The sequence below is a fragment of the Halosolutus amylolyticus genome (genome assembly GCF_023566055.1).
Lineage (GTDB): Archaea > Halobacteriota > Halobacteria > Halobacteriales > Natrialbaceae > Halosolutus > Halosolutus amylolyticus.
Genome location: NZ_JALIQP010000004.1, coordinates 538800 through 552561, shown reverse-complemented (window position 1 = coordinate 552561; position 13762 = coordinate 538800). Strand labels below are relative to the sequence as shown.

The 13762-nt window shown below is 58.8% G+C and carries 16 protein-coding genes and 1 pseudogene; 8 read left to right on the top strand and 9 right to left on the bottom strand.

Features of this window, described 5'->3' with window-relative positions; all coding sequences use genetic code 11:
• The 5 genes and pseudogenes from MUN73_RS17985 to MUN73_RS17965 form a co-directional block, all read right to left on the bottom strand.
• Positions 1-72: pseudogene (locus MUN73_RS17985) on the bottom strand (IS6 family transposase); the annotation flags it as partial.
• A 58-nt stretch (positions 73-130) separates the two neighbouring features.
• Positions 131-343 carry a hypothetical protein gene (locus MUN73_RS17980; RefSeq protein WP_250141884.1) on the bottom strand — a complete coding sequence of 71 codons (213 nt, stop codon included), beginning with the start codon at positions 341-343 and terminating at the stop codon, positions 131-133.
• A 133-nt stretch (positions 344-476) separates the two neighbouring features.
• Complete coding sequence (locus MUN73_RS17975; RefSeq protein WP_250141883.1) at positions 477-662, bottom strand: hypothetical protein; 186 nt, start codon at positions 660-662, stop codon at positions 477-479.
• Positions 659-1009, bottom strand: coding sequence for a HalOD1 output domain-containing protein (locus tag MUN73_RS17970; protein ID WP_250141882.1), 351 nt, complete (start codon positions 1007-1009; stop codon positions 659-661). The genes MUN73_RS17975 and MUN73_RS17970 overlap by 4 nt, the downstream gene beginning before the upstream one ends.
• Before the next feature lie 84 nt (positions 1010-1093).
• Entirely contained in the window at positions 1094-1738 is a 645-nt protein-coding gene (locus tag MUN73_RS17965) for a helix-turn-helix domain-containing protein (protein WP_250141894.1), read from the bottom strand.
• A gap of 190 nt (positions 1739-1928) precedes the next feature.
• On the opposite strand from MUN73_RS17965, the gene MUN73_RS17960 reads away from it, so the two are divergent.
• Together MUN73_RS17960 and MUN73_RS17955 are read left to right on the top strand one after the other, a co-directional pair.
• Positions 1929-2594, top strand: a complete 666-nt coding sequence (locus tag MUN73_RS17960; RefSeq protein WP_250141881.1) for a helix-turn-helix domain-containing protein — start codon at positions 1929-1931, stop codon at positions 2592-2594.
• Between the two features lie 57 nt (positions 2595-2651).
• A complete protein-coding gene (locus tag MUN73_RS17955) occupies positions 2652-3059 on the top strand; it encodes a DUF7344 domain-containing protein (RefSeq protein WP_250141880.1) in 408 nt (135 codons plus the stop codon).
• 650 nt (positions 3060-3709) lie between these two features.
• Here the strand turns inward: MUN73_RS17955 and MUN73_RS17950 are convergent.
• A complete protein-coding gene (locus MUN73_RS17950; protein ID WP_250141879.1) occupies positions 3710-3904 on the bottom strand; it encodes a HalOD1 output domain-containing protein in 195 nt (64 codons plus the stop codon).
• A 197-nt stretch (positions 3905-4101) separates the two neighbouring features.
• Here MUN73_RS17950 and MUN73_RS17945 point away from each other — a divergent pair, with 197 nt between their 5' ends.
• Both MUN73_RS17945 and MUN73_RS17940 read left to right on the top strand, forming a co-directional pair.
• The gene (locus tag MUN73_RS17945) at positions 4102-4317 is read left to right on the top strand and encodes a hypothetical protein (protein ID WP_250141878.1); all 216 of its coding nucleotides are present in this window, start codon (positions 4102-4104) and stop codon (positions 4315-4317) included.
• Between the two features lie 429 nt (positions 4318-4746).
• The gene (locus MUN73_RS17940) at positions 4747-5961 is read left to right on the top strand and encodes a CBS domain-containing protein (RefSeq protein WP_250141877.1); all 1215 of its coding nucleotides are present in this window, start codon (positions 4747-4749) and stop codon (positions 5959-5961) included.
• Between the two features lie 230 nt (positions 5962-6191).
• Here MUN73_RS17940 and MUN73_RS17935 read toward each other — a convergent pair whose 3' ends face one another.
• The 3 genes from MUN73_RS17935 to MUN73_RS17925 form a co-directional block, all read right to left on the bottom strand.
• Positions 6192-7022: an IS5 family transposase gene (locus MUN73_RS17935; protein ID WP_250141876.1), complete on the bottom strand. Its 831-nt coding sequence runs from the start codon at positions 7020-7022 to the stop codon at positions 6192-6194.
• 265 nt (positions 7023-7287) lie between these two features.
• Positions 7288-7803 carry a DUF8154 family protein gene (locus tag MUN73_RS17930; protein ID WP_250141893.1) on the bottom strand — a complete coding sequence of 172 codons (516 nt, stop codon included), beginning with the start codon at positions 7801-7803 and terminating at the stop codon, positions 7288-7290.
• Entirely contained in the window at positions 7796-8488 is a 693-nt protein-coding gene (locus MUN73_RS17925; RefSeq protein WP_250141875.1) for a nucleotidyltransferase domain-containing protein, read from the bottom strand. The genes MUN73_RS17930 and MUN73_RS17925 overlap by 8 nt, the downstream gene beginning before the upstream one ends.
• A gap of 302 nt (positions 8489-8790) precedes the next feature.
• Between MUN73_RS17925 and MUN73_RS17920 the strand changes: the two genes are divergently transcribed.
• The 4 genes from MUN73_RS17920 to MUN73_RS17905 all read left to right on the top strand — a co-directional run bounded on the left by MUN73_RS17920 (position 8791) and on the right by MUN73_RS17905 (position 13759).
• Complete coding sequence (locus MUN73_RS17920; protein ID WP_250141874.1) at positions 8791-9561, top strand: ABC transporter ATP-binding protein; 771 nt, start codon at positions 8791-8793, stop codon at positions 9559-9561.
• On the top strand, positions 9554-11320 hold the full coding sequence (locus MUN73_RS17915; protein WP_250141873.1) for a hypothetical protein: 1767 nt from the start codon (positions 9554-9556) through the stop codon (positions 11318-11320). Before MUN73_RS17920 ends, MUN73_RS17915 begins: the two co-directional genes overlap by 8 nt.
• A gap of 386 nt (positions 11321-11706) precedes the next feature.
• Entirely contained in the window at positions 11707-12000 is a 294-nt protein-coding gene (locus MUN73_RS17910) for an amphi-Trp domain-containing protein (RefSeq protein ID WP_250141872.1), read from the top strand.
• A 355-nt stretch (positions 12001-12355) separates the two neighbouring features.
• A complete protein-coding gene (locus MUN73_RS17905; RefSeq protein ID WP_250141871.1) occupies positions 12356-13759 on the top strand; it encodes a carotenoid oxygenase family protein in 1404 nt (467 codons plus the stop codon).
• Positions 13760-13762: the final 3 nt, after the last annotated feature.

Genomic DNA, 13762 nt, shown 5'->3' with positions numbered 1-13762 from the left:
GGTGCGCTCGTTCTCCCAAACCTCATCACAATCCACGTCTAAGGTCTCTCTGAGCAGGTTGGCGAGTTGCATTGGACACTTCTCGCCACCACCTGCTCATTCCTCAAACTCTCATCTAGACAGTGCCGGGTTACTTGTCATGATCGTCAGCAATCTGTTCGAGAAATCGATGCACCTCGTCGAATCTCAGTCCTCGCCGTACCTCGTCTTCGAACCTGTCGAACTCGACAAGTCTCATATCCGCTAATTCGGGGAGTAGAACGTGATGGAGTTCGTAACAGATCGTGAGGTACTCCCCGGCGTCAAGAGTCTCTCCCTTTCGAAGAATCGGATCTGCAGCCATCACGCTCTCGTCCAGTAGCGCACGTAATACTCTCCACTGTTGCGCTGAGAGCACACGTTCGATGCGATCATCGTTGCAGCGTTTCTCTCTCACGGACCTGTTATTTGAGACGACCGGTAACCCTCGTCGTCGGTCACTCCGAATGCTCGTTCTTTTCGACTTCCGTGACGATCACGTCCCAGTCGGGATGTTCGACCCCATTTCGACATTCGAATCCGCCTTCCACATCGATTCCACTCTCGTAGGCCCTGCGAAGGAGGGCTTTCAGCTCCGCGTTCAATTCCCCCGTCGACGTAAGCGCTGTCTCTTCAGACGTCATCTCCCCGCACCCCTTTCGTGTTTCTCCGCTGTAAGTTCGTGTTCTGGTGTGATGGTGATCACACCGTAGCTGTGTACGGTTATTGCGTGCCCCTCGTGCGTGAATGCAGCGTGGGTATCCCCGTTCGTCCCGTTGCGAACGCGGACGAGCGCATCTAATTCGTCGGGGTTGACAGTGGACTGGAGCGGGTCCAGTTCTACCGGGTCAGTGTCCAGTACATCCGCCAGCGTTGCGATAACAGCTATGCTCGCGGGTGTCTTTTCCTGATCAAACTGCGTGCGAACAGTCCCAGATTCCTGAGAGTACTCGACCGCTTCGACTCCAACCCCAGATACCTTTGTGTCCATCTTGCCCGATTCTAGCCGTCTGAGTCGGTTCAATAGGGGTACTGATTATACAGGGGGTTTAATACAAAGAGCCTATCCGAACGATCATACCGAACTACTGAGTGTCGCTCCAATGAGGCGTCGATGCCCGCGTCGAAGGCGTGACGATAGTGATTGCTGGGTGATGTCGAGCTCGTCAGCGATCTCTTCGAGCGACGCCTCGCGTGGGGTGTCGAAGTAGCCCCGCTCGTAGGCCAATATCAGCGCCTCACGTTGGGTCTCGGTCAACTCGTAGCCTTCCCCCTGGATCGGAAGCATTGCGTGGACGGCGGTGATCGCTATCGGAATGTCGTTTTCCTGGCAGTACTCTCGAAACTCGGCGATTGCCTCCTGACTCTCGGCGCGCACCTCGAATCGCCACTCGTCTTTCGTACCGATTCCGGAGAGCACGACGACGTTGGCCTCGGCAAGCGCACTCAAGATACCGAAGTACTCTTGCTCCCACTCGGCACGCATGAGATACTCGTCTTCGACGCTATCGACCAGTCGGATGTTGCTCACGCCAGCGTGTTGTTCGAACGCAGCTTCGATGTCCTCCGTTTCCGTATCGCGCACCCAGAAATACGGGATAATCAGCGTCTCGTGTGGGATAAGTCGCTCCAGTTCGACGGTCACACCCGGCAAATTCTCGAACACACTCCCCAGTGGAAACTCCGCTACCGGACTCGTAAACTCCATTACAGTCGCCATGTGGAAGCTTTCGTCCGGCAGACGAATAACCGGCATGGGTGGTGTGCCATGGCTTCGAGACGAGCCAACGCACCGTTGATGGCTGAGATAGTATGTTCTGCGAGCGGGAAGTCCGTTGGTACCCGGACAGCCATGGTACACCATGTCATCTCCTTTTGTACGACCGACCAATCTAGTCTTACAAGTTAGCATGAGTGTGATAACGGAGATTCGCATCCCATCCGATGATTTTGAACTCGGGCAAATTCTCAGTATAGAGGATGCGTCGGCCATCGAACTCGAAACGCTCGTCCCGAGCGGGAACGTGACCGTGCCGCTCTTTTGGGTCTACGAACCGGTCGAAAACGGCTTTCTTGATACCGTCGAACGCTATCCAACTGTCAACAGCGTCACGGAGGTGGACGTCTTCGACGACCGGACGCTGATCAGGCTCGACTGGGATGCGAGCCAGGACCACCTTTTTCAGTGCATCTTGGAACACGACGGGCAAATACTGGGTGCTACTGGATCACCGGAAGGGTGGAATTTCGAGATACGGTTCTCTGACCGCGAGGCATTGAGTCAGTGTCAGGACTGTTGTGAGGACGCGCACATCTCCCTGGAGCTAATTCGTATATACAATCCGACGGACCCCGAGTCTGGTCCGTGGTACGGCTTGAGTGAGCCCCAACGAGAAGCGCTGACGCTTGCCGTCCGATTGGGATACTACGACATTCCACGCGGCTGTACGACCGCGGAGTTAGCTAGCGAACTCGGGATTTCCGATCAGGCAGTGACGGAGCGACTGCGTCGTGCCATCGGTGAGTTCGGGAGGTACGCGCTTCTTGCGCCCGAGTCAGCGACGGAAGTGGACTGACTGTTCCATTATACACCATGGGACAGAACCAGACAGTTGGGCCGACGCTAGGTGAGTATGGATGAGAGTCGAAAGCTGGGGACACGTAATATCCAGTCAATTGATGCGGGTTCCGGTTCTTCGGGGCGTGAGAAACCAATCTCCCCCGATACGATTCTGTCGGCAGTAGCGAACGAACATCGGCGCGCCATCCTTGACGCATTGGACAACGCATCCGAGAAGACACTGGAATACGATGTGCTCGTAGATCGCGTTGCAGACCGGGTTCGGGATGAAGACGCAAAACGAGAGTCAGACGAACACCGACAGCGCATCCGGATCGCACTTCACCATACCCATCTTCCAAAATTGGAGGAGGCTCGGATAATCGACTATGAGACTGAAACGGGTTACATCCAGTTTATTGGCGGTGAACTGGAACAGAAGATCCTGACGCTGGTCGAACCGTACGACATCCACGAGTGAGAGGTGTGATTGAGTAACTCCAGTTTCAAACTCATTTCACTCGCCCAACGTGGTGATGTTATTCACCAAGTGAGGAGGAGTGGCTCCATTCAGCGAGTCGCTGCGATTCAGGACGGGCGGGAATTGAGGGGTCGTGTTTCCTCCTTTACAACAACGCATGGATTTTCGAATGTCTCCCGGACCAGACTATCGATTCTGATGATTTCTTAATTATAATTAATTCATATATTTAATGAATCACCAGAGCGTTCAAAGACCGATCAAAATGGCTTGAAACAATCGAAGCCAAACGCTGAACCCATGCTCTGCATGCAATTTCTATCAGAGGTCGGTTAGATCACAATCTGACGCATTACATCCTTCGCCTGCACTGAGCGATCACCACTCCCGTAAGTCGAGTTAGCCTTCGTGCGACATTCGCGCTATCTATTCAGCAGAGACGCAACGAACTACCGAACTGCTGTCAGAACTGACGTGCGAGATGCAGAGCATTAGTGCAGCACGGCGATCAAGGTTTTTCCGCTCTCAATATAGTGAATCAGCTGTGCTGTGGAGCGTCCGTACTAACCGTGAGTGCTGGTTTCGAGCGCTTGGACGAAAAACGTCATGAGGAATTCGTTACGGCTCGTCCGGTTCGATTAGAGTGATGTTCACCCGTTGTCTACAGTGACGATGTATCCAGCGTATTCGAAGACGAGAGATCCGCGAGACTTCTTCCCTTCGAATAGGGTGTCCAAAGCATCCGGATTGATAGCTTCGAAGAGTGGGGGACAGTCAACTGGGTCAATACCCATTACATCTGCAACAGCCCCTACGATCCGAAGACTGAGAGCGGGTTCATCCACGAACGCCGATCCTCCTTTTTTCGAAGTGTGCCCACTTCATTGCACTCATTATGTTAAACTAAGCAGGTTCTCAACGGTCATAACATCATCCCCCAACTAGTGCGAACTGCTCGGTTATTTCCACCTGAAGCATGGGTAAGTCGTAATAGCAGAGTTATACTCTTGTTTTATGATTCCAGACATCAAACTTAGTTTCGATGTGTTCCATCGAGGTTGATCCACTTGATCCACGGGTTCTGCGCCGTAATTATGAGTACGTGCAGAAGAACGTGTGGCTTCTCGCACTATGGTACGAGTACGATACTGAGCAGATGGTTGAGCTACTGGCGGAACACGACATCAAGCTCTCGCGTAACGATCAACTGCAGTTCGGGGCCGAGTATCGAGCAAAGCAGCAGAATTTGTGCGGGTAACGCGATCAGTGGATGACCACTGAATGGTATGACAATTCGACTGTACTGTTAGAGAGAAGTATACCTCCTGTACTGATCATTCACGATCTCTCGCTGGTTAGAAGTGTGTTGCATTTGCGCCCTGTTTTCAGCACGACCTCCGAAATATATCATCTACTGAGGGTTTCAACAGGGCCGGCGCAGTAAAAATATTCGTTTCATATTAGAATTGGAGCGTCAAACGCCCTACTGCCGAGTTACAAGGGAAAATTTCGATCCCACCCTTTCGTACTGTGCCCTCAGCCTCTCTATCTCGCAGTCGATTTCTACCAACTCCTGTTCCGTGATCGAATCAGCCCACGGGAATTGAGTTCGAGCTCACGGCTCCTCGCCTCTCGGTCGTGGGACAGTCATAACCGTACGGCGATCCTCTACTGAGAGAGAGTCAACATGGACATCACCGAGATCGTTTCCACGTCGTTCACCGAATTCGACATTGGGACACCGCTCTCGAAGGTCGCAGGTGCGTTTGAGAACCAGGAGCTCGACGCCGTCGTCGTCACGGACGGCGACGAGTATCGCGGCGTCGTCAGCCGTCGACAGCTGGCATCGTCGTCCAATCAGCCCTCCGCGAAGGTCGGCTCGCAGGTGCAACACGTCCCGGCCGTCGAACGAACCGAAGACGTCCGCGAGGTCGCCCGGCTCATGATCGGGAGCGACGCCAAGACACTTCCCGTCCTCGACGACGAACGCGTCTATGGCGTCGTAACCGCAGATGCCGTCCTCGCGGCCGTCCGTCCGTTCCTCGACGCGGCGACCGTCGACGAAGCGCACTCGGCCGAGTTGATCAGCGTGACCCCCGAGATCGGTATCGGAGAAGCGCTCAACACTCTGCGGGAATCGGGCATCGCCCATCTCCCGGTCGTCGAGGATGACGAAGTAGTGGGGATGCTAAGTCTCTACGATGTCATCGAGTTCACGACGCGAGGGGGGAGTCGAAGCCAGGGGGGGTCATCCGGCAACGTCGGCGGCGGTGGGAAAGCCGCCGGTGGGAGCCACGGGGGCTTCGGCGCGCGCGAGGGGGAGTCTGATCGGATGCTTGATCTGCCGGTCCGGAACCTGATGTCCGATGCGGTCGTGACCATCGGGCGAGACGCAACGCTCGACGAGGTGGTCGAGACGATGTTCGAGCAGGAAATCTCCTCGCTCGTCGTTACTGACAGCGAGACAGACGAGCCCAGCGGTATCGTCACGAAGACGGATGTCATCAAGGCACTCACTTGGGAGCAAGACGACGGGCGCCAGCCTGTGCAAGTGTTTGGTCTCGACCTGCTCGATGGCATGGACTACGACGGCGTCTCCGCGTTGATCGAGAGCATGACCTCGAAGTACGGCGATATGCAGGTGATCAAGGCCAGCATCGAACTGCAAGAGCACAAGGAACAGACCCGGGGCGTGCCGCTCGTGCTGGCACGAATCAGGCTGGTCACTGATCGAGGCTACTTCACCGCCGACGGCGAGGGTTACGGCGCTACCCATGCACTCCGTCTCGCCGCGAATACAGTCGAACGACAACTCCTAAAGGGGAAAACGTACGGCCAATCGAAGAAACACCCCGACGCCGAGGAGCAGGAGAAGCTCTACGGCTGGTGGCTCGGTGGATGACGGTATCAGGCACACTTACCGAGCAACGTGAACCGGGACGACCAACGTACCTCGATTGCTTACAGAAATTGGTTTTACTATCGGCTCCACCCTATTCCCTTGGACTGGGAAGACTCACCCTGCACGAATGGGTCCAGATGGGGCCTTGGCAAACTCGGATTAAGCAATTTTGAGATAGCTTTGCTGAATATGCGCTGTTGGGCTTGTTTAGACGCGTGAGATCAGTGGTATCAGAGCTTCACGGCTTGCTCGATGTTTCTGACGGCAGCCTTTAGGACGAGCTCTCTGAACTGGCCAAACCACGTTCTGGCCCGTAACGTCTCGCCGAATCGATGTTTTAGAGCGAAGAAGATCGCTTCGACGATCGAGCGGCGGTGATAGACGTTCTCGTCGTGGCGAGCGTTATGCGCTTTGTCGAGTGCGTAGAACTCTCGATGTTTGATCACCGGGCGAATGCCAGCGTCTCTGAGTTCGTGCCGCAGCGCGTCCCAGTCGTAACTTTTGTCGGCGGTGATCGTGGTCAATCGGGTGAGATTTCTCGTCAGTACCTGCCGTCCGACCTGAGTGTCGTGCGGTTGTTTCATCGAGCAATGGATATCGAGGATGACGCTGGTATCGCAATCAACGAGCGCTGTCGTCTTGATATCGTCAAAATTGTAGCCGACACGAAGAACGTAGTGACGGCTGGCTTGATGGCGTTTGAACCCAGTTGCGTCGATCGCCTGAACGTCGCCGAGTTCGTGCAGTGAGACAGACAACCGCAGTAACACCCGCCAGATCCGCATTTTGAGATCTTGTTTCCGCGTGCAGACGGTGGTGAAATCCGGTAGCTGATCCACAGAAAGTCCGAGTTTAGCGGCGATTCCGGGCATCTCATGCAGAATATCGAGCAACCGGCGGTAGGGCTGGTTCAGGTACTCTCGGAGGCAGTGGATCGAGACGATCACCCAGTCAGCGTAGCCGCCGTCACCCTTCTTGATCGCCGGCGCTGGCTTACCGATGACAGCGTTCTGGGACAAATCGACGCATCGGTCGGTGAACTGGGCGAGTTGAGACGGCATACTCGCCGCTTCCTCGCTCAACCCCACATAATCCCGGTCGAGACGCCAACTGAGCGGCGTCTAAACACGGCCAGCGCTGTGTATTCAGCACGCTGTTTATATCAACTGCTGATGATTTCAACAGAGCCGGGAATTTTGGCTCGTCCCGCACACCACTCTTGTCGTGTGCTGCGTGAGCTCACGAGGATGTTATTGCTGTAGAGTAAATTGCTTCGAACAAGTGGTTGGGTTGTGAGTGAGGAATCTGCCTGTTAGTGGAAAGCCGTTAGTTTCGTGAATTGCAGACGCAGACGCCACCTTCCCTGATTTGATTTGTGACGTGTTCGTGGATACTTCGAGCGAGTTGTTGCATCGTGTTTGCTTGGCGCTCTGTCGGGCGTCGTCCGCCGTAGTAACTGTCGGTGCGGTTGATGGCGTACAGTTGCCGGAGTTCGCGTGTCGTTGCGGCGGAGAGAAGTCCGAGGTCGGTGGCACGATCGTAGCAAGTGGTGTGGTCGTGGAAATCATCGATCTCGTCGCCGCCTTCGGCTAACGCGAAGGCTTCAACCGATCGTTCGGTCGCGCCGAAACACAATTCGATAGTGGCGGTGTAGAATCCTTGCTCGGCGATCGTATCGACTGCAGCCAGCAATCGGCACGCCTTCGTCAGCTGGGTTTTCCAGTCAGCGTCTGCGTCAATCGCCTCCTCTCGCGTAGGGACGCCGTATCCTTCCTCGTTGAACGCGTCGATGGCCGCGGTGAGCGCGTCCGTGATGACCTCTGGATCGGATTCCCTACTCATCGAGATCACCGTGGAACACCATCTTCCGGACGGTTTCGAAGTTCTCTGTGTCGTGGACGACGAGGCCATCGCTGAGTATGTCTTGGAGTTCGTCAGTGTAGTTCGGGACGGCTGGAAGCGATTCGACGTCGATCTCGTATGCGTACCGACCGGTGTCGAACTCACGGTCTTCGAGGTCTTGCCGGACGCGGTTCGCAGTTCGTTGATTCACCATCCGGTCCTCCTCGACGAGAACCCACAGGTCGATGTCACTCCGCCGATCAGCGTCTCCACGCGCGACACTGCCGTACAACACGATACCGACTATGTCGTCAAGCCGTTCTACTAATTCGTCGATGGCGGTGCGGACGGGGGTGTGGAATTCTGCTTGCGGGATCTGTAGAAACGGATCGTCGGGATGGTGCAACCGTTCCCGGTTGATCTGTACCAGTCGAGCGTTCCCTTCCCGATGGTCGGTGACGAGATCGTTGGCGACCAGGATGTCGACGGCCTTTGAGATGCTGGGCTGGGAGTAGTCTACCGCGTCGGTCAGTTCCGTGATCGAGAACTCGTCAGTATGGTATCGAGATAAAAACGAGAGGACCTCGTGAACGGCCTGACTCTTGAATAGATTCGTGTCCTGGGCGGGGACATCGAGGACAATCTTCGATCCACCTCCTGACACAGTATTCGACTTGCTTTCCATAGCAAAGCATACCGTGTGCTACGCACTTAAACTTCATATTGTGTTCTGGGTCTTATTTATATGATGCCAGCATGGTTGAGTAGCCTCGGCTATCTAGGTAGATGTGTTTTCCGTGAAGTTCGATGTCCTGGGTATTGACATTCTCCCCGCGCTGAAGCGCGAGGATTCCTCCGTTGGGGTTCGGCTACCGACCCACGGAGGCAACTTGCGGGTTCGTGCACACTTCATGTTCCACTCAGATTAACGTTCCGAGAGAGTGACTTATTTCAGGCCGTGGGCCGATAGCGCTCCCAACGCCCTCCATGGAAGCCATCGAAACCACTGCCCTGACCAAACGCTACGGCGAGACGACCGCCGTCGACCGACTCGACCTGGCCGTTCCCGACGGGACCGTCTACGGCTTTCTTGGCCCCAACGGTTCCGGCAAGACCACGACGATGCGGATGCTCACCGGCCTGACGACGCCGACCAGCGGCAGTGCGACCGTCGCCGGAGTCTCCGTCACCGACCGGGACGCCCTCCGCTCCCACATCGGCTACCTTCCCGAGGAACCACCACTCTACGAGCAGGCCACGGCGTACGAACAACTCGAGTACGTCGCCGGACTCCGGGATCTCCCCCAGCAGGACACCCAGGACCGCATCGACGGCCTCCTCGACCAGCTTGGCCTGCCGCCCGAGGACGCCACGACCCGCATCGCCGACTACTCGAAGGGGATGCGACAGAAGGTCGCCTACGTCCAGGCCATCCTCCACAGTCCCGACGTCGCCTTCCTCGACGAACCCACCTCGGGCCTCGACCCGCGCGCGGCTCGAACCATCCGCGAACTCATCCGCGAACTCACCGACGAGGGGACGACGGTCTTCCTCTCGACCCACATCCTCCCGGTGGTCGAGGAGATCGCCGATACCGTCGGCATCCTCTACGAGGGGCAACTCGTCGCCGAGGACACGCCCGATCAACTGACCCAGCGTGCCGAGACCGGCGAGACGCGGACCCTCGAAGACGCGTTCCTCGAACTCACGAGCACCGACCCGGTAGCGGAGGCGTCCGTGGAGGCGAGGGATGGCTGAACCCGGCTGGCCACGACACGCCATCCAGGTCGGCGTCTTCGAGTTCCGGCGCTCGGTCAGAGCCATCTGGCAGGACAAGGCCCGCGCGTTCCTGATGGCCGCCGGACTAGTGTTCCCGTGTCTCATGCTCGTCGGCTTCCTCTACCTTTTCTCCGATGCAATCAGCGGGGCCGGCCCAGTCTCACTGCCCCCGGTCGCCCGCGGGACGGTCGCCCTCTTCTGGCTGTTCGGCGTGTTCATCGCCACCCAGCGCGTCGTCTCCGCTCGCCCCCGCATCGATGCCGAACCGCTCATGCTCACGACCGTCTCCGCCCGGACGGTCGTTGGGGGGCTGTTGGTCGCAGAAACGCTCCGCGTGCTCGCGTATCTTGGCTTGCCGGTGCTGGTCCTGACGGGCGGGGCGGTCTACCTCTTTGCCTCGCCACTGAGTGCCGTCCTAATTCCGCTCGCAGCGGTGCTCCTGGGTCTCACCGCCGTCCTCGTGGGAATGGCGCTGGGCTACGCCATCGCGCTGTTGATCGCCACCTCCCCGTTCGTCGCCCGCTACAAGACCATCCTCGGGGGCGTCGCCGCCCTCCTCGCCATGGGGGGCTACCTCCTGGTGACACTCCCTCAGTTCGGCGGCGTCGGCCAGGAGGAACTCGCGGTGCTCCCCGTCGGGTGGTTCGTGGACCTCGCCGTCCTCGGGAGTCCCGTCCGTGGGTCGACGATCCGGGCTGGCGTCATCGTGAGTGGGAGCCTCGTCGTCGTCCTCGTCGGCATTGCCCTCGTCGAGCGGGAGGCGAGCCGCCTCTGGTTCACTGACCCCGTCAGCGGCGAAGAGGGAATGACAGCGTCCCCCGAGCGTTCCGAGCCCGATACCGATGGGACGCGGACGGCACTTGCCGACGCCATCACCCCGGTCGCGATTCCACGCAGCGTTCCCCAGCCGGTTCGTCGCGTGGCCCAGTGGAGCGTCCTGCGAACCCGCCGAGACCCGCGCCGACTCAACTTCCTGCTGCTCCCCGTGGTGATGGCCGGGAGCGGACTGATCAGTTCGAGCGCACAGTTCGGTTCGATATGGGTCGTCCTCGCCCCAGCCGCTGCCGTCTTGCTCCCCTGGGTTGCCGGCGCCACGTTCGCCATGAACCCATTCGGAGACGAGGGGCCTGTCCTCTCGACGACGCTCATCGCCATCTCCGGCTCGGCGTACGTCTGTGGGCTGATGCTCCCGGGCCTTCTGTTCGGGGTCCCACTCGTCGTCCTCGTGACGGTGGGTGCCGCGCTGGCCGGGCCGTTCGAACTCCCAGTCGTCGCCGGGCTCGTCGCGGTCAGTGTCCTCGTCACGCTCGTAGCCGTCACCACCGCCCCCGCCGTTGGGATGTGGTTTCCCCGGTTCAGCGCGATCAGCATCGGACAGAGCCGTGACGTGATTCCGCCACGATTGCTGACGACGACCCTCCACTTCCTCGGGGTGACGGTCCCGGGGATGCTGCTGGTCGTACTCCTCGTCGACGCTCACCTCGCCCGTGCGCTCGTCGCTGGTGTCGTGGGCTTTCTCCCGTCAGTCCTCTTCCAGCTGGCTGCCGGAAGAGATGGGGGCACCCTCTTAGACGTTGGGACGTGGTTCCAGGACATCGGGACCTGGGTGCAGTCCATCGGCGTCGACGCGTTCCAGCTCACGGCCAGTGGGCTACTCGTATTCGGAGCGGTCGTCGTCGCAGCCCTCTCGTACCGCCTGAGTGTGCGACGGTTCGACCGATACTCGCCGCCAACGTGATCGGCTCGAGTTCCCCCTTGACGAACTGTCGGACGGTACCGTACGTCTCGCTTCCTGCTGTCGTCGTATCGGTGGCCACAACGGGTCGGTTCCATTCCCGCGCCCGGGGTACCGGCTCCTCGGCGTATGTGGCTGTGGAGCGGAGGGCTGGTCCGCGATCCTACCCGTGGCCCCGAGGACGCCACCGATCCCGGTGCTACCGGCTAGCCCGAGACGCGTGCGACGTCGCATCGTTTCGATTGGATCTCGCTGAGATAGAATAATTGTTGATAACACCCGGAGACGTCTGCCCACTAGATGCCTCGATAGAAGTGGTGACTACCGCCGATCGAACTGGGCGGATATGAAGGCCGAGTTATTTTATTTGGAGTCGTTGTAGGTCCGGTATGGCAAACGACGAACAAGAATCCGAGAACGAAGCGGAATCGGAAGCTGATGAGACGGAACGTGAAGGTAAGCGAGTGATGAGTCGGGCAGACGGTGCGGGGATCCTCCGTGAAGTCGCCGACGGCGTCGAGAACGGGACGATCAACATCGAAGGAGAGGACGGCTTCACGGTGGCGGTACCGGAGCACTTCGAACTGGAAGTCGAGTACGAGGTTACTGACGACGAAGCCGAGTTCGAAGTTGAACTCGAATGGCAGATGGAGGACGGCGAACCGGTATCGGCGGACGAATAATAGGGTTGCCGGCCTCTATTGCGGCCAATCGTGGGAGAATCGTATCCGTTCAATAATCGGACGGTGGAGTATCCTCCGAACCTGAGAAGAACCGAATCACGATGTAGCGGTTCCTGTCTGGTGCACCACCGACTGAGTGAGGAGTCTGTTCGATGGTTTGCACCCCTCGGAGCGCTGCACGAGATGGAAGTGAATCACCGCCAGTGTTGCAGGTTCGCTGGCCGAGATGCTGGTCGATGATCGCGTCGCTGGACCGTCGGGACGAGTGCGAGGATGGTGACGCATCTACAGCGTACAGACCGCCCGGGTCGACGCGCACGATGGATTAATAGCTCTCTCACCCGAATACACGGCCGTGACAGCATCCGGCGCCGGCTTTCACTCGTTGACCACCGAAGTCCACGACCATCACCCGACAGTCGAGGGCACCATCCCCGACTGGCTCTCCGGGACGCTGGTTCGCAACGGACCCGCCCGTTTCGAAGCAGGCGATCGCCGTGTCAACCACTGGTTCGACGGGCTAGCAATGCTCCGGCGCTACGCGTTCACCGACGGCCGACTCCGCTACTCGAACCGGTTTCTCCGCACCGATGCCTACGAGGAAGCGATGGACGGGCGGCTGACCGGCCAGTTCGGCACTGACACGCGTGGCTGGCGTCGTCTCCTCGAAACGGTAACTTCGCGGGGGGTCCCCGAGCCGACGGACAACGCAAACGTCCACGTCGCCCGCATCGACGGCGAGTACGTCGCGCTCACGGAGGCCCCGCGCCGGGTCGCCTTCGATCCCGAGACGCTCGAGACACGCGGGCACTTTCGATTCCACGACGACCTACCCGAACACATCACGGCTGCGCATCTCGTCGACGACCCCCACCGAGACGAACTGGTCGGCTTCACCACGCAGTTCGGCCGGACGCCACAGTATCATCTCTATCGTCTCCCACGGGGGAGTCGTACGCGGGAGGTCATCGCCTCCCTCGACGCGAACGGGCCGGCGTACATCCACGACTGCAGCGTCACCGCCGACCACGTCATCATCGTGGAGTCGCCACTCGTCCTCTCGGTACTCCGGGCACTGAATCCGTTTACCGAGGGTGCGATCGACATGCTCGACTGGCAACCGGAGCGCGACACGCGCGTGCTCGTGGTCGACCGCGATACCGGTGACCTAGTGGCCGACCCGACGCTCGATCCGGCCTTCACCTTCCATCACGTCAACGCCTACGTCGACGGCGGAACGATCGTCCTCGACCTCGTGGAGTTCCCCGACGACGACATCGTCGACACGATGGCGCTGTCCGAACTCGACGGCGACGGCTTTCCTGCCGTGCCCGACGCTCACCTGATGCGGTACCGTATCGATCCCGACGCGAACAGGGTCAGCCGAACGCGCCTCTACGATGGCGCGATGGAGATGCCACGCGTCGCTCGTTCGGTCGTCGGGCGACACCACCGCTACGCGTACGGCCAAGCGACCGATCGCGCAGGGGCGAACGGACTGGTCAAAGTGGACTGTGAGACGTGCACCGCCAGGGAGTGGTGGGAGCGGTCGGTCTACATCGAGGAACCAGTTCCCGTCCAGCATCCCGATGCCGACGCCGAGGATGCGGGAGTCGTGCTCGCGACGGCGCTGGACACCCAACGTGAGCGGACGTCGCTCATGATATTTGATGCAGCGACGCTGGCTGTCCAGGCGCGGGCAGTTCTCCCACACCCGGAACCCTTCGGCTTCCACGGCCGGTTCTTCCAGGGCGTGTAGCTC